Genomic DNA, 18,862 nt, shown 5'->3' on the forward strand with positions numbered 1-18,862 from the left:
AAAGGGTTTTGTTAGACTATGGCTTTTTTAATGCGAGCCATTGCTTCTGTTATTTGTTCTTCACTGGCAGCATAAGAAATACGAATACAATTTCCGTTTCCAAAAGCATCACCTGTTACTGTAGCAACATTTGCATTTTCTAATAAGAACATAGCAAAATCAGATGCATTATTAATTTTAGTTCCATTTAACGTTTTTCCAAAATAAGCAGTTACATCTGGGTATACGTAAAATGCACCTTCTGGCTCATTACATTTAAAACCAGGAATGTCACTTAATAAGCTAAGTATTAATTTTCTACGTTCCTCAAACTTGTCAACCATATATTTAATACGGCTTACAGGCTCTGTTAATGCTGTGATAACGGCACGTTGTGCAATACAACTTGCGCCACTGGTAACCTGACCTTGTAATTTGTTACAAGCTCTAGCTATATAAGTAGGTGCTCCGATATATCCAATTCTCCAACCTGTCATGGCAAAAGCTTTTGCTACACCATTAATAGTTACAGTACGATCGTACATGTCTTCAAATTCAGCCATTGAAGCGTGAGCGGTAACACCATAATTGATGTGTTCGTAAATTTCATCACTTACAACAACAATTTGTGGGTATTTTTTAAGTACATCAGCTAAGGCTCTTAATTCTGCTTTGCTGTAAATTGAACCTGAAGGATTACAAGGAGAACTATACCATAACATTTTAGTTTTTGGTGTAATCGCAGCCTCCAATTGTTCAGGAGTCATTTTAAAATTATTTTCTAAAGAAGTTTCTACTTCTACAGGTACACCGTCTGCTAATTTTACGATATCGCTATAGCTAACCCAGTAAGGGCAAGGTAATATAACTTCATCACCTTTATTAAGGCAAACTTGAGCAACATTATATAAAGATTGCTTAGCCCCTGTAGAAACTACTACCTGTGGTAATGTATAAGTTAAGTTATTATCTCTTTTAAATTTAGTGATAATAGCTTCTTTTAAATCTACATAACCATCTACTGGAGAGTAAGAGTTGTAGTTGTCATTTACAGCTTGTATAGCTGCATCTTTAATGTAGTCAGGAGTATTAAAATCCGGTTCTCCTAAACTTAGCCCGATAATGTCTTTACCTGCGGCTCTTAATTCTCTTGCTTTTGCTGCCATTTCTAAAGTGGCAGATGTTGCTAAGCTGTTAATTCTGTCTGATAGTTGATTGCTCATGCTTAAAATTATTTCCTAATACTGTAGAGAAGGTTTTTTGCCTAACTCTTTTAAATGACTAAAATGCGAAATTATAGCTTTTCTTGTTGTTTTGTATTCGTTGTACGGCAAATTAAATTCATTTGCAGTCTCTTTCACAATTTTAGCAATTTTTGTGTAATGGACATGACTAATATTCGGAAAAATATGATGTTCAACTTGGTGGTTTAAGCCTCCAGTAAACCAATTTACAATCTTGTTTTTTGTGCCAAAATTAACTGTAGTAAACAACTGGTGTATTGCCCATGTGTTTTTCATAGTACCTGTATTGTCTGGTAGTGGGGTTTCGGCTTGGTCAACAACATGTGCTAGTTGAAAAGTTACACTCAAAATTACACCGGCCACATAATGCATTATAAAAAATCCAATAAGGATTTGCCACCATGCAATATCCAAAATAAGCATTGGTAAAACAATCCAAATAGTAAGGTAAATAATTTTTGTGATTACTAATTTACTCCAATTTAAAAAAGGATTTGGTAATTTTCCGTATGCTAATTTACGTTTTGTATACCTGTACATTTGTTGAAAATCTGTCGTAACAGCCCAGTTGAATGTCAATAATCCGTATAAAAATATAGAATAAAAATGTTGAAATTTATGGTGTTTTCTCCATTCAGCATGTTCAGAAAAACGTAGTATTCGTCCAGCTTCTAAATCTTCATCATGTTCATGAATATTTGTATACGTGTGGTGCAGAACATTATGCTGTACTTGCCAATTGTAAACATTGCCAGCAAGTATATAAATACTACTTCCCATTATTTTATTTACCCATTTTTTATTAGAATATGAACCATGATTACCATCATGCATTACGTTCATTCCTACACCAGCCATTCCAATTCCAATAACAATAGTTAATAACAGATTTGCCCATATAGGTAAACCTAAAGTTAAAATCAGAAAGTAAGGAGCTAAAAACAATGTAAACATAATTGCAGTTTTTAAGTGCAATCTCCAGTCACCTGTCTTTTTTATTTTATTCTCTTTGAAATAATCATTTACCCTTTTGTTTAATGTTTTGAAAAATTGGGCAGAGTCTTTTCTTGAGAAACGAACACTCTGTGTACTCATAATATTTTCTTTTTAACAAAGATAAGCCAATTCACAAAGCATTATTCTAAATACCTTCTTAAAAAAGAGAATATTTATGGACTTTAAAGTCTTATTTTTGCGTAATAAAAATAGTCAATTATGGATGCTACGATTTTAAATACTCATTTTCCTTCACTAACAATTGAACAAAAAAGACAATTTGCACTCTTGTCTGACTTGTATAGAGATTGGAATATGAAAATTAATGTAGTTTCAAGAAAAGATATTGATGAATTGTATGTTAGGCATGTGCAACATTCTTTAGGAATTGCTAAAATTCAAGAGTTTTTACCAGGTACAACTGTTATTGATGTTGGTACTGGAGGTGGTTTTCCTGGGGTACCTTTAGCTATTCTTTTTCCTGAAACGCATTTTACATTAGTTGATGCTATTGGAAAAAAAATAAAGGTAGTTGATGAGGTGGTTGCGGGTTTAGGATTAACGAACGTTACTACGATTAATGATAGGGTTGAAAATGTAAAGGGGCGTTTTGATTTTATAGTGAGTAGGGCAGTAGCTGCAATGCCAACTTTTGTACACTGGATAAAAGGAAAAATAAAAAAAGATTCTATACATGATAGAAGAAACGGTATACTTTATTTGAAAGGTGGTGATCTATCTGAGGAATTAAAAGATTATAAAACAGCTGAAATATTTGATCTTTCAGATTATTTTGAAGAAGAATTTTTTGAAACAAAAAAAGTAGTATATCTCCCCTTAAAATTTAAAGGGTAAAATAAAAGCCCAAGATTAATTTTTAAATTAATCTTGGGCTTTTTGGTTTAACGATTGAAGAATATTAAATACTTAATAGGCTTAAATACGATTTACGACAATTTTCCGCATATTTTATAACGTATAATTGAACGTTTTTTATACTCTTCTCTACTGTTTTCTTTGTTTTGATAATTTTAAATTCGTCCATAATCCATCGCTTTTACAATACAAATATAAGTATATTACTATTATTTTACAATTACTTAACGTTAAATTTACATTGATATTGTGCTGTATGTCATTTAATTATGTGTAAATAATGATGATTAGTACGTTAATTAGATGTATTTAATGTCTGTTTTTGAGAAATAAAAAAGCCATTACAGAAGTAACGGCTTTATGTTTTTTAGTATAATCTGTGTTTTTAGTTTACACTCCAAGGTGGTGTTACATTGTTAGATCTTGCGTAGGCAATTAATTGTCCTTTGTGTTCTCCGTTATGCTCCATAATAGCAAGCATGCCTCCAAGCATATTCATTTTAGTAAAACCAAAATCTACTTCGTCGGTTAAGCTCTCATCTTCTATCTTTAATATTGATTCTAGTACAAAATCGTTAGATTTTTTAACTGCAGCTATAACCTTATCTTTTCCTTTGATTTTTGATAGGCCCATCACGTCAACATCTTCAGGTGGTGCAAAACCCATTTTTGATGCTAGATAGTAATTTGCAGATGCAACATGTAAGAGTGCTTCTTTAATAGAGTTAACGCCTTTCATAGGTCTCCAATTATATTGATCTTCTGAGAAAGCTTCAGCTAATTGAATAACTTGTTTTTGGTTGCCAATTAAAACATCGTGAATTGTTGTTTGAGTTAGGTTTGTTTGTGGATTTTTAATATCCTGCATTCCTAATTCGTCCTGACTGTAAGAAAATGTGGTGATAAGAAATATTCCAATTAATGATGCTAGTTTTAGTTTCATGTTTTATTTAATGAGTTAGTTGTGTATAATAAATATAGTGTTTTGTAAATTATAGTGATTGTCAAAAGTTATAATTTATAAAGTAATTGTTTGTTGAGTCCTATTTTGAAGCCTCTGTTTTGTGGGTAATAGAGCAAAAAAAAGCCCAAAATTATAAATTTTTGGGCTTTTGAAAATAAAATTTTAGTTACTTATCCTAAAAAAGGATATCTGTAATCTACAGGAGTAACAAATGTCTCTTTTATTAATCTAGGAGAAACCCATCTTAATAAATTTTGAGCAGAACCTGCTTTGTCATTTGTTCCAGATGCTCTAGCGCCACCAAAAGGTTGTTGACCTACAACAGCTCCGGTTGGTTTATCATTTATGTAAAAGTTACCTGCACAATTCTGTAAAGCTAAAGTAGCTTCTTCAATCGCGTAACGATCTTTAGATAAAACAGCACCTGTTAATGCATATTCAGATGTTGAGTCAACTAATTTTAAAGTTTCAGCCCAGTCTTGATCTTCATAAACATAAATAGTAACTACAGGACCGAATAATTCAGTTTCCATAGTTGTGTATTTAGGGTCTTTTGTAACAATAACTGTTGGCTCAATGAAATAGCCTGTAGATTTGTCATAATTACCGCCAGCAAATACTTCAGCATCTTTATCTACTTTTGCTTGGTCTATATATTTTGCTAATTTATCAAAAGAGCCTTCATGTATAACTGCTGTTATAAAGTTAGTCATGTCTTCAGGAGAACCTGGTTTGTTCATAGACTCTAAATCTTCTTTTACATAATTCAGAATTTCCTCTGATAATGATTTTGGAAGATATACTCTAGATGCTGCGCTACATTTTTGTCCTTGAAATTCAAAAGAACCACGAACTATTGCTGTTGCAACTTGTTTAGGGTTTGCGGTTTTATGTGCTAAAATAAAATCTTTACCACCTGTTTCTCCAACAATTTTCGGGTACGTTTTGTAAGTGTGTATGTTGTTTCCGATTTGTTTCCATAATTCTTTGAAAACATGAGTAGACCCTGTAAAGTGTAATCCTGCAAAATCAGGACTTGCTAATACAGTATCGGTAACCATAACTGGGTCTCCGTAAACTACATTAATAACGCCATCAGGTACACCAGCTTCTTTAAACACGTCAACAATCACTTTTGCTGAAAATATTTGACTGTCGCTAGGTTTCCAAACAACAACGTTGCCCATCATTGCAGCACTTGCTGGTAAATTTCCAGCAATTGCAGTAAAGTTAAAAGGTGTAATTGCGTATACAAAACCTTCTAATGGTCTGTATTCAACTCTATTCCAGATACCTTCTGCCGAATCAGGCTGCTCTTGGTATATTTCAGACATGTACTCTACGTTAAAACGTAAAAAGTCGATAAGTTCACAAGCTGCATCTATTTCAGCTTGATGTATGTTTTTAGATTGCGCTATCATTGTAGCTGCATTTATTTTAGCTCTGTAAGGTCCAGCTAATAAATCAGCAGCTTTTAAAAAAATGGCAGCACGTTGTTCCCAAGCTAAATTGGCCCAAGCAGTTCTTGATTCTAAAGCGTTATCAATAGCCTTTGTTACATGTTTTTTTTCTGCAACATGGTACTGACCAACAATATGTTTGTGATCGTGAGGAGGTGACATTGGCTTTGTATTACCAGTCTTAATTTCTTCACTTCCGATGTATAACGGAACGTCTACAGATCCATTATAATAAGCTTTATATTGTTCTAATACTTCTTCTCTTTCTGGTGATCCTGGAGCAAAACCTTTTATAGGTTCGTTAATTGCAGTAGGAACTTGAAAAAATCCTTTACCCATATTTATTAATTTTATTTGAATAGTCGGGATAAAGATACTAAAAGTAGAAAGGACAAAAAAGTTATTGCAAACTAATAGAAGCTTTAGTTTAGGGTGAAGGGAGTGCTGAATTTAAAGGTAGGTATGTATACTCTAAACTTGTCGTTATTTCCGAAATTAACCATATTGTAATGACCTTTCATTGCTCCAATTGTTGAAGTTAATAAGCAGCCAGAACTGTAAGTGTGAGATTCGCCGGGTTGAATAACTGGTTTTTTACCTATAACACCTTCACCATCTAATATTTCAAGCTCATTTAATGAATCGTAAATTTGCCAATGACGAGAAGTTAATTGTACGGCGTCTTTACTTTGGTTTTCAATAGTGATTGTATACCCAAAAGCATAGTGAGTTTTGTAGTTTTTAAAGAACGTGCCTTCAAAACTAGTATTTACTGAAATTTTTATGCCTTTTGTAATTTGGGTAGTCATATTTTTAAGAGTCTAAAACACTAATGAATTACAGTTTAATTAGTTCAGTACAAAAATACAAAAAATACTTAAAAACGTATTGAGTCTTAAATCAATAATTGTTTTTAAAACTTAAACTGATTTAATGTACTAAAAATCTAATATTAAGCAAGATAGGAAGGATTCTTATTTTGTGAAATTTTAGAGAATTAAGTTCGGTGTAATTCTGTTTTTTTAGATGTGGAACCCCTTTTAACAAAACATTAATTTTTTAAATTGGTCGAATTAGTAGATCCGATTCCAATTAAGCTGTCATATAAATCTCCAAAATTTCTATAATATACTAAAACCAAGTAATTATTTTCTGTATAATGGAAGTTGCCAGACACTTCGTTTAACTTAATTTCACTTTTGTCATCTTTTAAAACATACTTGTAATTGTAAAAACCTTGTTTGATTTTTATACTTGCTTCCATTAAGCCGTTTTCTTCATTGTAAGTCATTTCGTTTTCTTCATTAAGTTCGTAATTGTTAAACTTTCCAAAAACGTATACTTTATCTAAGACTAAACCTCTTTTATAGGGTAGGCTAAAATGAACATTGGTGTATTCTGCTTCTCTTGATGAGTCATCTCCTTGTAATGTTCTGATTACAAAATCACCGTTTATATCCGGAAAGTACGTGTAGGGTTTGTCATTTCTAAATCTGTTGGTGTATAGGTAATGATTATATAAGTCAGTTAGTTCAATTGAAGCTATTGCTGCAGAGGCAGACCTTAAATCTTTAGTATCAAAGTTGTAAAACTCGTTTCCTCCAAAAAAACTAGTTTCTTCATCGTACTTGTAAACAAGTTCGGTGCCGATAGTAAACTGGGGTTTTATATTATAAATAGCGGTTGGCCAATAATAATTTTGAAGAATTGCAATTTTTACTTCTTTTTTTGGATTTACAATAGTATAGTTACTGTAATTAATATTGATTTGTACAGCTTGCTTTTCGTTAATATAATTAAAATCTCTGCTTCGTTTGGTAAGAGTGCTAACTGTTACTGAATTTTGATATACTAAAAAACGTCTTGAAAATTGCAGCTCATAATTACTGTCATATATTTCTATAATATGATTACCGCTTACTTTTAGTTTAACATTGTCATTAGGTAGTGTTAATCTGTAGTTCGAATAAGGCTGTAGTGTATTATAGCTATTATCGTAATCAGTAATTCTCTGGTCATCAATACCATTTATATACTGTGATTTTAAAAGATCTGAGGGAGTCCAATCATAATTACAATGAATTATTTTATAATAATAGTCTTGCTCGCTTGCTGTTAAATCATCAAATTCTAAATAAATAGTTTCACCTAATTGAATTATAGGAAATTGATCATCTGTTTCTCCTTTAAAAACAATAGATTTTATATTAGATGGGGGATTTACTTCTGATTGAACTTGGGCTAAAACAGCGTTAGTAATAAAAAATAAAAATATAGCTGTAAATTTAAAAGTCATTTGTAAGGTTTAATTTTTGTAAATATAAGCAAAAGTTGTGCCTAAAATGTGTTGTAATAATCAAACGAATCTCTTTATTTAGAATCTATATAAATAACATATGTTATATTGTTTTATTGGCGTAATTTGTACTTAAAATTTTAAATTTGCACCAAATTTTGTTAACCTAAGGTCTACATTAATATGTCTAAAGACATCAGAATTAAAAAAGGCTTAAACATAAATTTGGTTGGTGCTGCTGAATTAGCAACTTCCAAAGCTCCTTCGAGCAATGTTTATGTCATAAATATTCAGGATTTTCATGGGGTTGCCCCGAAAATGCTGCTTAAAGAAGGTGCTAAAGTAAAAGCAGGTGAAGCCCTTTTTTATAACAAGGATCATGAAAACATGATTTTTGTTTCTCCTGTTAGTGGTGAATTAGCCGAAATCAAAAGAGGTGAAAGACGAAAAATTCTTTCTCTTAAGATTTTAGCTGATAAAACTCAAGAACAAATTGAGCATACTGTTCCTGATTTAAAAAATGCTGCATCGGAAGATGTTAAAGCGTTTTTGTTGAAGTCTGGTTGTTGGCCTTTTGTAAAACAACGTCCTTACGATGTTGTTGCTAACCCTAACGTAACTCCAAAATCTATTTTTGTTTCAGGATATGCATCTGCACCCCTTGCTGCAAATTTTGATTACGTTTTAAAAGGGAAAGAAGCAGAATTACAAGTTGCTATTTCGGCATTGGCTAAATTAACTTCAGGTAAGGTTCATGTTTCTTATGGTGATTCAAGTTCTCCTTTAGCTAGTTTGCAAGGTGTTGATTCTCATAAAGTTTCAGGTCCTCATCCTTCAGGTTTAGTTGGTACGCTAATCAATAAAGTAGATCCTATTAATAAAGGTGAAACTGTTTGGGTGGTAACTCCTCAAGATTTGATTATTATCGGAGAATTGTTGTTGACTGGTAAGTTTAATCCAGAAAGAACAATAGCCCTTGTGGGTTCTTCTGTGAAAAAGCCACAATATTATACTACTAAAATAGGAGCAGAAGTGGCTACGTTTTTGTATGCTAGCGGGGTAAAAGAAGAAAAGTTTAGAGTTATAAACGGAGATGTTCTTACCGGTTCTAAATCTAGTCAAGATGGTTATTTAGGGTATTACAATAATACCGTATCTGCAATACCAGAAGGTGATGATTATGAGTTGTTTGGTTGGAATAAGCCAGTTTTCAATAAAATTTCTACGACAAGAGCGATGACTTTTTCATGGTTATTTCCTAAAAAGAAATTTGATTTAGATACAAATACGAATGGTGAACACAGAGCTTTTGTGGTTACAGGTCAGTATGAAGAAGTATTTCCTTTAGATATTTATCCAATGCAATTGTTAAAAGCTTGTATGGTAAAAGATTTGGATGAGATGGAACAGTTAGGACTGTACGAGGTAGCTCCAGAAGATTTTTCTTTAACGGAGTTTATCTGTATATCTAAACAACCACATCAGCAAATTATACGTGAAGGATTAGACTTATTACAAAAAGAAATAGGATAAATATGAGCCTTAAAAATAAATTACACGAACTTAAAGAGCAGTACAAGGGCAAAAAAATGGCTCCTGCTTTTAATGCAATTCATACTTTTTTATACGCTCCTAATGAAACTACACATTCTGGGAGTCACGTTAGAGGTGCAGATGATTTAAAACGTACGATGAATACAGTGATAATGGCACTTGTGCCAGTATTGTTGTTTTCAATGTTTAATGCAGGTTATCAACATTTTGCTGCTATCGATGCAGCAAAGGGTGTTGTTAGAGAAGTTTCTCTAGTAGGGAACTTTTTAACTTGGGATAATTTCTGGATTGGTGTTATCAAAGTATTGCCACTAGTAATTGTTTCTTACGGGGTTGGACTTTTAATAGAATTTATTTTTGCTGTTATTAAAGGACACGAGGTAGAAGAAGGTTATTTAGTAACAGGTATGTTAGTTCCATTAATTGTACCTATAGACACTCCACTTTGGATGTTAGCTGTAGCAGTTGTTTTCGGTGTTGTTATCGGAAAAGAAGTTTTTGGAGGTACAGGAATGAATATCTTAAACCCAGCATTAACAATTAGAGCTTTCTTATTCTTTGCTTATCCAACTTGGATGAGTGGTGATAAAGTTTGGGTATATGATGCTGTGAAATTAGCAGGTACACCAGATGCTATTTCAGGTGAAACTATTTTAGGTTTTTTAGCACAAGGAAAAGGTGCTGAAATGACGTACTCTATATCGGATATGTTCTTTGGTTTTATACCAGGTTCAGTTGGTGAAACATCTACATTCTTAATATTATTGGGAGGTTTGTTCTTGATTTTTAGTAAAATAGCAAGCTGGAGAATAATGTTAAGTGCTGTTATAGGTGCTTTGGTTATGGGCTTAATGTTTAATGGAGTTGTGAGTGCTGGTTGGATTACTGATACTAGTAAATTTTACGGACTAATGAGTTTTACTTTCTGGCAGCATTTAATAGTTGGTGGTTTAGCTTTTGGTATCGTTTATATGGCAACTGACCCAGTAACAGGTTCTCAAACTAATAAAGGTAAGTGGTATTATGGTTTTTTTATCGGATTTATTTCTGTAATGATTCGTGTATTCAACCCTGCATATCCTGAAGGTGTGTTCTTAGCAATATTGTTAATGAACGTTTTTGCACCAACAATCGATCATTACGTTATTCAAAGTAATGTGAAGAAAAGAATGAAGAGATTAAAGAATGCTACAGTATTACCAGTTAATACTGATGGTAAATCAGAAACATTAAAAGCTGAAACCGTTTAATTATGGCAATTAACACAGATAAAAACGTTTATACGGTAGTATTTGCGGCAGTAATGGTTGTAATCGTAGGTTCTGTTTTAGCACTAACGGCTTCGGGCTTGAGTGATAAAATTAAGGAAAACGAAAGATTTGAAAAGCAACAAAACATTCTTTACGCAATGGGCGTAAATGAGAATGTTGATGAGGGAAGTGTAAATTTTATTCCTGCTGATAAAGTAGAGGCAGAATTTACAAAATATATTAAAGAGCAGTTAGTAATCGAAGGTGATAAAATCACTAAAGATGATAATGCATATTTAATAAATATGAAAAAACAAGTGGCTATCGCTCAAAAGGGAGAAACTCCTAGGTTGCCATTATTTGTTGGTGAGAAAGAAGGTAAAACTTTTTATATCATACCAATGTACGGTAAAGGACTTTGGGATGCTATTTGGGGATTCATCGCTTTAGATGATCAAATGGTTGTGCAAGGTGTTTACTTTGACCATAAAGGTGAAACTCCTGGTTTAGGTGCAAACATTAAGCAACGTTACTTTATGGACGACTTTACAGGTGAAACAATTTTATCAGGTACTCGTTATGCTGGTATTAATGTTGCAAAAGGCAATAATGATCCTGTTAACGAAAGAAAAGATGATAATGCTGTCGATGCACTTGCGGGAGCAACAATTACAGGGAATGGTGTTTCAGCAATGATTTCTGAAACAATGAATCTTTATCAAGACTATTTAAAAACCATTAGAGTAAAATAATTATGGGATTACTTTCAAAAAAAGATACAGGATTAATTTTAGATCCTTTAGCAGATAATAACCCAATTACTATACAGGTATTAGGTATTTGTTCTGCATTAGCAATTACTGCAGAGCTTAAAGCTTCAATAGTAATGGCAGTTTCAGTAATGTTCGTTTTAGGTATTGGTAACGTTGTGATTTCTTTGTTAAGAAATGTGATACCTTCTAAAATTAGAATTATTGTTCAGCTTGTAGTAGTAGCTGCATTGGTTATTATAGTAGATCAGGTTTTAAAAGCTTTTGCTTACGAGCTAAGTAAAACACTTTCAGTATTCGTTGGTTTGATTATCACAAACTGTATAATCATGGGTCGTTTTGAAGCTTTTGCTTTAGCAAACGGACCTTGGAGATCTTTTTTAGATGGTATTGGTAACTCTCTAGGTTATGGTGTTATCTTAATCATCATTGGATTCTTTAGAGAGTTGTTAGGTTCAGGAACATTATTAGGTTTCAAAGTTTTAGGAGATCCGATTACTAAGACTGGTTTATATGCAATTGGATATGAAAATAACGGGTTCATGTTGCTTTCTCCAATGGCTTTAATAGTTGTGGGAATTATAATTTGGGTACAACGTTCTCGTAACCCAGCTTTAGTAGAAGAAAATTAGTAGTTATACCAAGAAATTATTGTTATGTTAGAACATGTAGAATTATTCTTTAAATCCATATTCATTGATAATATGGTATTTGCCACATTCTTGGGGATGTGTTCTTATTTAGCTGTATCCAAAAAGGTTGCTACAGCTGTAGGTTTAGGTGCTGCCGTAATATTTGTATTAGCAGTTACTGTTCCTTTAAACTGGTTGTTAGATCAGTATCTTTTAAGAGATGGTGCTTTAGCTTGGTTAGGTCCAGAATATGCAGATTATAATTTAAGTTTTTTATCTTTTATATTATTTATTGCAACGATTGCAACAATGGTACAATTGGTAGAAATTGTGGTTGAGAAATTCTCACCATCATTATATAATTCATTAGGTATTTTCTTGCCATTAATTGCGGTAAACTGTGCTATTTTGGGTGGTTCATTATTTATGCAATCTAGAGATATACAATCTTTAGGTCTAGCATTTAATTATGGATTAAGCTCGGGTATTGGCTGGTTCTTAGCAATATTAGCAATTGCCGCTATTAGAGAGAAAATCAGATATTCAAATGTTCCTGCTCCGTTAAGAGGTTTGGGTATTACATTTATTATCACTGGTTTAATGGCTATTGGTTTTATGAGTTTTGGTGGTATGTTAACAGGTGGTGATGAAGCTCCTGCTGAAGAAGAAGTTATGACTGCTCAAAAAGTGAAAGAAGAGGAAATTAAAAAAGAAATGACTGAAAAAGAAGTTTCTTATAATGATATTTTAAATAAATAAGAATGATTTTAGCTACAAGTACAGGCGGAACCATAGTAATAACAGTTGTCGCGTTTATGATTCTTTTGTTAGCATTAGTTGCCCTTTTGCTATTTACTAAAGAAAAATTATCACCTTCTGGTCCGGTAACTATTACTATTAATGGTGAAAAGAAAATTGAAGTTGGTTCTGGTGGATCATTGCTTTCAACATTAGGAAATCAAAAAATATTTTTACCATCAGCATGTGGTGGTGGTGGAACATGTATTCAGTGTGAATGTCACGTACTTTCGGGTGGTGGAGAAGCATTACCAACTGAAACACCTCACTTTTCAAGAAAAGAATTGCTTCACGGAGCACGTTTGTCTTGTCAAGTGAAAGTAAAGCAAGACATGGAAATTACTATTCCTGAAGAAGTTTTTGGTATCAAAAAATGGAACGGAAAAGTTGTTCGTAATTATAATGTTGCTTCTTTTATTAAGGAATTTGTTGTTGAAATTCCTGAAGATATGGGTTACAAAGCAGGTGGGTATATTCAAATTGAAATTCCTGAATGTGAAGTTAAATATGCAGATATTGATATTACGGCACACCCTGAAGAACACGAAACTCCAGATAAATTTCAAGCTGAATGGGATAAATTCAATTTATGGCCATTAGTAATGAAAAATCCTGAAACTGTTGAAAGAGCATATTCTATGGCTTCTTTCCCTGCAGAAGGTCGTGAGATTATGCTTAACGTTCGTATTGCTACTCCACCTTGGGATAGATCTAAAAACGGATGGATGGATGTAAATCCTGGTGTAGCATCTTCTTATATCTTTAATTTAAAGAAAGGTGATGATGTTGTAATTTCAGGTCCTTATGGTGAATTTTTCATTAATGAGTCTGATTCTGAAATGCTTTACGTAGGTGGTGGTGCAGGTATGGCGCCAATGCGTTCTCATTTATATCATTTATTCAAAACCTTAAAAACCGGTAGAAAAGTTACTTATTGGTACGGTGGACGTTCTAAACGTGAATTATTCTATTTAGATCATTTTTACGAATTGGAAAAAGAATTTCCAAACTTTAAATTCTATTTAGCACTTTCAGAGCCTATGCCTGAAGATAATTGGAAAGTAAAAGAAACTGTAGATGCTCCTGGTGATGGTTTTGTCGGCTTTATTCATAATTGTGTTATTGACAATTATTTAAGCTTACATGAGTCTCCAGAAGATATAGAATTATATTTCTGTGGACCACCATTAATGAACAAAGCTGTTCAAAAAATGGGAGAAGATTTTGGTATTCCAGATGAACATATTAGATTTGATGACTTTGGAGGGTAAAACCAAAATAGTAACATAAAATCAATAGATTTAAAATACAAATAATAAAAAAACCGATATATTTATAATATCGGTTTTTTTAATGTTTTAAAACGATGAAAGTATTATCAGAACAAGAATTACATAACTTAGCAATGAATATTGTTGGAAAGCAATTAGAAGCTGCTGGTTACGAGTTTATGGCTGTAAATAGTGAGTTAAAAAAAAATCCACAATTTGTATGTCTTAAGGATAAAAAGTTGCATTTTGTAGTGGTTAAATGTATTACCTATCCTAATGATCCAAAAGATATGGAAATGGATAGTTTAATGAAAATGAAAGAACACGCATTAAAATTTGAAGCAGATACTTTTTACGGTGGCGTAGGGTTAGTAAATGCTAAAGATTATAATAAACCAGTGTGTTTAAATGAAGAATATATTGTTGATTATGATGGGCTTATTAAAATTTAACTTATTAAAACTTATAGTTTTAACTTTTATTTCCTTACCTCTATTCTCTTGTGATAAAGATGGGCTTGTTGAAAATCGAGTTTCTGGATCTGCTTTGGGTACTACATATTCAATCGTATTTTACGATTCTGTACCAAGAGATATTCAAAAAAATGTAGATTCTATATTTGTAGCGATAAATCAATCAATGTCTACTTATATTCCTTCATCTGATATTTCTAAAATTAATGCAGGCGATTCTACAATTGTTGTAGATCATATGTTTCAAGAAGTTTTTAATCTTTCTAAAGACATTAATGCTAAAACAAAAGGTTATTTCGATCCTACAGTTGGCGTTTTAATAAATGCTTGGGGTTTTGGACCTGGTAAAGAAATTAATTTAGATAGCATAAGAGTAGATAGTTTGTTAGAGTATGTTGGGTTCAATAAAGTTCAATTGCAGAATAACAACACTATAAAAAAAGCACATTCTAATATTCATTTCGATTTTAATGCAATAGCTAAAGGTTATGCGGTAGATCGTTTAGGAGTGTATTTAGAAAAACACGGTATTGAAAATTTTTTAATAGAAGTAGGAGGTGAGCTTACAGCTAAAGGTATTAATGTTAAAAAACAAAAACCTTTTATAGTAGGTATTGATGATCCTCAAGGGATGGATAGATCTATACCTGCAGCTAAAATAACTTTAAATAACAAAGCTTTAGCTTCTTCAGGTAATTACAGGCATTTTAGAGTAGACCCGCTTACAGGTAAAAAGTTTGTACATACTGTAGATCCGTTGACGGGGTATACTAAAAATTCTAATGTTTTAGGAGTGACAGTATTGGCGAACTCTTGTGCAGAAGCAGATGCTTATGCGACATCTTTTATGGCGATGGATTTAGATGAATCTATGGAGTTACTTTCTAAGGAGACTGGTATTGAAGCTTATTTTATTTATATAAGTGTAAATGGAGAGACAAGACGCTTTTCTACCGATGGTTTTAGTAAAATAATAATGGAGTAACTTATTTTCTTACTAAAGGAATAATTTCTCCTTTTGCTAACCTATAATTGTCAACTTCTTTTAAAGGTAGTTTGGCTGTGTAATCAACTTCTTCTACCTTAAAACCGATTGATCTAAGCTTATCAAAATAATCTTTTCCGTAAATACGAACGTGATCATATTGACCAAATATTTTAGCGCGTTCTTTTTTATCTGTTATAGAGTCATCTTCAAAAGTATGTTCTCTATTTAAATCTTGTGGTATTTGAAATATTCCCCATCCACCAGGTTTTAATATACGATACATTTCTTCCATTGCTTTTGTGTCATCAGGTATATGTTCTAACACATGATTACAAAAAATAATATCAAACGAATTATCAGAAAAGGGTAGGTTGCAAATATCTGCCTTCACATCAGCTAAAGGAGAGTTTAAATCTGTAGTTGTATAGGTGATGTTATTAAGCTTCTTAAAACGCTTATAAAATGCTTGTTCGGGCGCAAAATGTAATAAGCTATGCTCTTTTGTGAAGAAGTTTGTTTCGTTCTTTAAATACAACCAAAGTAAACGATGTCTTTCAAGTGATAGGGTAGAAGGAGAAAGTACATTATCTCTAGGGCTTTCATACCCATACGGAAGAAAGCTCTTAAAGCTTCTTCCGTCTATAGGGTCTGTATATGTTTTACCTCGCATATAAAAAGCAAGTGCAGGCCTAGCAACATAACTTAGTTTTATAAGTAATGGTCTAGGTACGGCATTGAGAATATGTTTAAATAGCTTTTTCATTCCTTATAAATTCCAGAATACTAATGGAATTAGTAAATATTAATTAATATAAAAAAGGCTATTGTCTAAATTCATCCTCTTCAGTACTCGTAATACCTAAAGCATCATAAATATATTTGAAAGTAGATAAAAGTTCAGGTTTCCCATTTACTAAAGCAACATCATGCTCAAAATGTGCACTTGGCTTGCCATCAGCAGTTAGTATAGTCCAACCATCTTTTAATTGCTTTATTCTTTGTGTGCCTAAATTTGTCATTGGTTCAATGGCAACAACCATTCCTTCGATAAATTTTTTACCACGACCTCTTTTGCCATAATTAGGCATTTCAGGATCTTCATGCATTTTACGCCCTAAACCGTGGCCTACTAATTCTCTAACAACACCATACCCATGGTCTTCAGTGAATTTTTGTATTGCATAACCAACATCACCTACACGGTTTCCGTTTTTAAACTCACGAATTCCAACATAAAGGGATTGTTTAGTAACCTCCAATAATTTTTTTACTTCAGGGGTAACTTCACCAACTTCAAAAGTGTAGGCATGATCTCCATGAAAATCATTTTTAAAAGCACCACAATCTATTGAAATTATATCACCATTTTCCAAAGGTTTGTTGTTAGGTATACCATGTACAACTTGCGCATTAGGACTCATACAAAGAGAGTTTGGAAAGTCGTATAAACCTAAAAATCCAGGTACGGCTCCATGATCTCTTATAAAAGTTTCTGCAAGTGCATCTAATTGTAATGTAGTTACTCCTGGTTTTACTTCACCAGCAAGCATTCCTAAGGTCTTTGAAACGATTAATGCGCTTTCGCGCATTAATTCTATTTCTTCTTTATTTTTTACTATAATCATAAGTCTGCAAAGATAATATTTTTGCTAAATCTTTATACTAAGGGTTTTTGAGTCATTAATTCAGGTTGCTCAACGCCCATTAATTTTAATATTGTTGGTGCAATATCACCTAAAACACCATCTTTAATTTTTATATGATCTGCATCAACAAGAATTAAAGGAACAGGGTTTGTTGTGTGTGCTGTATTTGGGCTACCATCAGGGTTTATCATTGTATCACAATTACCATGGTCTGCAATTACAATAGTTGTGTATCCGTTTTTTAAACCAGCGGTTACCACTGCTTCAGCACAACTATCTACAACTTCACATGCTTTAATCGCTGCAGACATTACACCAGTATGGCCAACCATATCAGGATTAGCGAAATTTAAACAAACAAAATCAGCATCTCCTTTTTCTAATTCAGGTATAATAGCATCTCTAATTTCATAAGCACTCATTTCTGGTTGCAAATCGTATGTTGCTACTTTTGGAGAAGGACATAATAAACGCTGCTCACCATCAAAAGGTACTTCTCTACCTCCGTTAAAAAAGAAGGTAACATGCGGATACTTTTCAGTTTCAGCTATTCGTATTTGTTTTTTGCCAGCTTTCGATAAAACCTCACCAAGTGTAGCTTCTATATTTGCTTTGTCATAAACAACATGTACTTTGTTATAAGCATCGTTGTAGTTTGTCATCGTAACATAGTATAAATCAAGTTTGTGCATGTTTTGCTCATGCATATCTACTTGGCTCAATACTTCAGTAAGCTCTCTACCACGGTCTGTTCTAAAGTTAAAGAAAACAAGAACATCGCCATTTTCAATTTTAGCTAAAGGTGTACCTTCAGTATCGGTAGCAACTATAGGCTGTATAAATTCATCAGTAACATCTGCATCGTAACTTTTTTGTAATTCAGCAGCAACATCAGTTGTTTTTGTTCCAGAATTATTAACTAATAAATCATAAGCTAATTTTACTCTTTCCCATCTTTTATCTCTGTCCATTGCATAATAACGACCAATTACGGTTGCTAATTTTGCTTTTTTATCAGAACAAAATTCATTTATAGTTTCAACATATTTTTTCCCGCTTTTAGGATCAACATCTCTACCGTCTGTAAATGCATGGATAAAAACCTTATCTAAATTATAAGCTTCAGTAGCTTTAATTAATCCTTTTAGGTGAGATGTATGGCTATGTACACCACCATCGCTTAATAAGCCAACAAAGTGTACTGGTTTGTTGTTTTCTTTAGCATATGTAAAAGCATCTTGTAAAACTTTTTCGTTTTTTAAAGTGTCTTCTTTTACGGCTTTATTTATTTTGGCTAAATCTTGATAAACAATTCTACCTGCACCTAAATTCATGTGCCCTACCTCGCTATTACCCATTTGTCCTTCAGGTAAACCTACGTTCATACCATCGGTTAATAGGTTAGCATTAGAATATTCTTTTTGAATAGCATCTACAAAAGGTGTGTTTGCGTTTGCAATTGCAGACACTTTAGGGTCTGGAGATTTACCCCAACCGTCTAAAATCATCAATATTACTTTCTTATTCATCGGACTAATTATTTAAGTATCAAAAATAAGATGAAATGCCTGTATATACTAACATATAAAGCATCTTTTTTTTAATATGATGTTCTTAAATGTTACATTTTCAACTTTAACTAAAATGTTAAAAAAATGTTATTTA

18 protein-coding genes are annotated in these 18,862 nt (G+C 32.6%); 9 read left to right on the forward strand and 9 right to left on the reverse strand.

The annotated features are described in order from the left end of the window. Window positions 1-11 precede the first annotated feature (11 nt). Together H0I23_RS01040 and H0I23_RS01045 are read right to left on the reverse strand one after the other, a co-directional pair. Window positions 12-1,202, reverse strand: a complete 1,191-nt coding sequence (locus tag H0I23_RS01040; RefSeq protein WP_216784625.1) for a pyridoxal phosphate-dependent aminotransferase — start codon at window positions 1,200-1,202, stop codon at window positions 12-14. 15 nt (window positions 1,203-1,217) lie between these two features. Next, window positions 1,218-2,318 (reverse strand): acyl-CoA desaturase, encoded by a 1,101-nt coding sequence (locus H0I23_RS01045; protein ID WP_216784626.1) that lies wholly within the window; start codon window positions 2,316-2,318, stop codon window positions 1,218-1,220. Between the two features lie 120 nt (window positions 2,319-2,438). Between H0I23_RS01045 and rsmG the strand changes: the two genes are divergently transcribed. Beyond that, the gene (gene rsmG / locus H0I23_RS01050) at window positions 2,439-3,074 is read left to right on the forward strand and encodes a 16S rRNA (guanine(527)-N(7))-methyltransferase RsmG (protein WP_216784627.1); all 636 of its coding nucleotides are present in this window, start codon (window positions 2,439-2,441) and stop codon (window positions 3,072-3,074) included. A 406-nt stretch (window positions 3,075-3,480) separates the two neighbouring features. Here rsmG and H0I23_RS01055 read toward each other — a convergent pair whose 3' ends face one another. From H0I23_RS01055 to H0I23_RS01070, 4 genes are all read right to left on the reverse strand, one after another. Continuing rightward, window positions 3,481-4,038: a DinB family protein gene (locus tag H0I23_RS01055; RefSeq protein ID WP_216784628.1), complete on the reverse strand. Its 558-nt coding sequence runs from the start codon at window positions 4,036-4,038 to the stop codon at window positions 3,481-3,483. 191 nt (window positions 4,039-4,229) lie between these two features. Next, a complete protein-coding gene (pruA, locus tag H0I23_RS01060; RefSeq protein WP_216784629.1) occupies window positions 4,230-5,858 on the reverse strand; it encodes an L-glutamate gamma-semialdehyde dehydrogenase in 1,629 nt (542 codons plus the stop codon). Between the two features lie 83 nt (window positions 5,859-5,941). Next, entirely contained in the window at window positions 5,942-6,328 is a 387-nt protein-coding gene (gene apaG / locus H0I23_RS01065) for a Co2+/Mg2+ efflux protein ApaG (protein ID WP_216784630.1), read from the reverse strand. Between the two features lie 242 nt (window positions 6,329-6,570). Beyond that, window positions 6,571-7,815, reverse strand: a complete 1,245-nt coding sequence (locus H0I23_RS01070) for a DUF5103 domain-containing protein (protein WP_216784631.1) — start codon at window positions 7,813-7,815, stop codon at window positions 6,571-6,573. A 183-nt stretch (window positions 7,816-7,998) separates the two neighbouring features. Between H0I23_RS01070 and H0I23_RS01075 the strand changes: the two genes are divergently transcribed. The 8 genes from H0I23_RS01075 to H0I23_RS01110 all read left to right on the forward strand — a co-directional run bounded on the left by H0I23_RS01075 (window position 7,999) and on the right by H0I23_RS01110 (window position 15,548). Continuing rightward, a complete protein-coding gene (locus H0I23_RS01075; protein ID WP_216784632.1) occupies window positions 7,999-9,348 on the forward strand; it encodes a Na(+)-translocating NADH-quinone reductase subunit A in 1,350 nt (449 codons plus the stop codon). 2 nt (window positions 9,349-9,350) lie between these two features. Then, window positions 9,351-10,619, forward strand: coding sequence for an NADH:ubiquinone reductase (Na(+)-transporting) subunit B (locus tag H0I23_RS01080; RefSeq protein ID WP_216784633.1), 1,269 nt, complete (start codon window positions 9,351-9,353; stop codon window positions 10,617-10,619). A gap of 2 nt (window positions 10,620-10,621) precedes the next feature. After that, window positions 10,622-11,371, forward strand: coding sequence for a Na(+)-translocating NADH-quinone reductase subunit C (locus H0I23_RS01085; RefSeq protein WP_216784634.1), 750 nt, complete (start codon window positions 10,622-10,624; stop codon window positions 11,369-11,371). A gap of 2 nt (window positions 11,372-11,373) precedes the next feature. Beyond that, complete coding sequence (locus H0I23_RS01090; protein WP_216784635.1) at window positions 11,374-12,021, forward strand: NADH:ubiquinone reductase (Na(+)-transporting) subunit D; 648 nt, start codon at window positions 11,374-11,376, stop codon at window positions 12,019-12,021. 24 nt (window positions 12,022-12,045) lie between these two features. Next, on the forward strand, window positions 12,046-12,780 hold the full coding sequence (gene nqrE, locus H0I23_RS01095) for an NADH:ubiquinone reductase (Na(+)-transporting) subunit E (protein WP_216784636.1): 735 nt from the start codon (window positions 12,046-12,048) through the stop codon (window positions 12,778-12,780). A gap of 2 nt (window positions 12,781-12,782) precedes the next feature. Beyond that, window positions 12,783-14,090, forward strand: a complete 1,308-nt coding sequence (gene nqrF, locus H0I23_RS01100) for an NADH:ubiquinone reductase (Na(+)-transporting) subunit F (protein WP_216784637.1) — start codon at window positions 12,783-12,785, stop codon at window positions 14,088-14,090. 95 nt (window positions 14,091-14,185) lie between these two features. Next, on the forward strand, window positions 14,186-14,542 hold the full coding sequence (locus H0I23_RS01105; protein ID WP_216784638.1) for a Na(+)-translocating NADH-quinone reductase subunit F: 357 nt from the start codon (window positions 14,186-14,188) through the stop codon (window positions 14,540-14,542). Then, window positions 14,499-15,548, forward strand: coding sequence for an FAD:protein FMN transferase (locus tag H0I23_RS01110; RefSeq protein WP_254073629.1), 1,050 nt, complete (start codon window positions 14,499-14,501; stop codon window positions 15,546-15,548). Before H0I23_RS01105 ends, H0I23_RS01110 begins: the two co-directional genes overlap by 44 nt. Before the next feature lies 1 nt (window position 15,549). On the opposite strand, the gene H0I23_RS01115 is transcribed toward H0I23_RS01110, so the two are convergent. Genes H0I23_RS01115 through gpmI form a run of 3 tightly spaced genes read right to left on the reverse strand, consistent with a single transcriptional unit; the run spans window position 15,550 to window position 18,726 of the window. After that, window positions 15,550-16,314 (reverse strand): class I SAM-dependent methyltransferase, encoded by a 765-nt coding sequence (locus H0I23_RS01115; RefSeq protein ID WP_216784639.1) that lies wholly within the window; start codon window positions 16,312-16,314, stop codon window positions 15,550-15,552. Between the two features lie 58 nt (window positions 16,315-16,372). Then, window positions 16,373-17,176: a type I methionyl aminopeptidase gene (gene map, locus H0I23_RS01120; protein ID WP_216784640.1), complete on the reverse strand. Its 804-nt coding sequence runs from the start codon at window positions 17,174-17,176 to the stop codon at window positions 16,373-16,375. 32 nt (window positions 17,177-17,208) lie between these two features. Next, window positions 17,209-18,726 carry a 2,3-bisphosphoglycerate-independent phosphoglycerate mutase gene (gene gpmI, locus H0I23_RS01125; protein ID WP_216784641.1) on the reverse strand — a complete coding sequence of 506 codons (1,518 nt, stop codon included), beginning with the start codon at window positions 18,724-18,726 and terminating at the stop codon, window positions 17,209-17,211. Window positions 18,727-18,862: the final 136 nt, after the last annotated feature.

It is taken from the genome of Cellulophaga sp. HaHaR_3_176 (genome assembly GCF_019021925.1).
In the GTDB taxonomy this organism is placed as follows: Bacteria; Bacteroidota; Bacteroidia; order Flavobacteriales; family Flavobacteriaceae; genus Cellulophaga.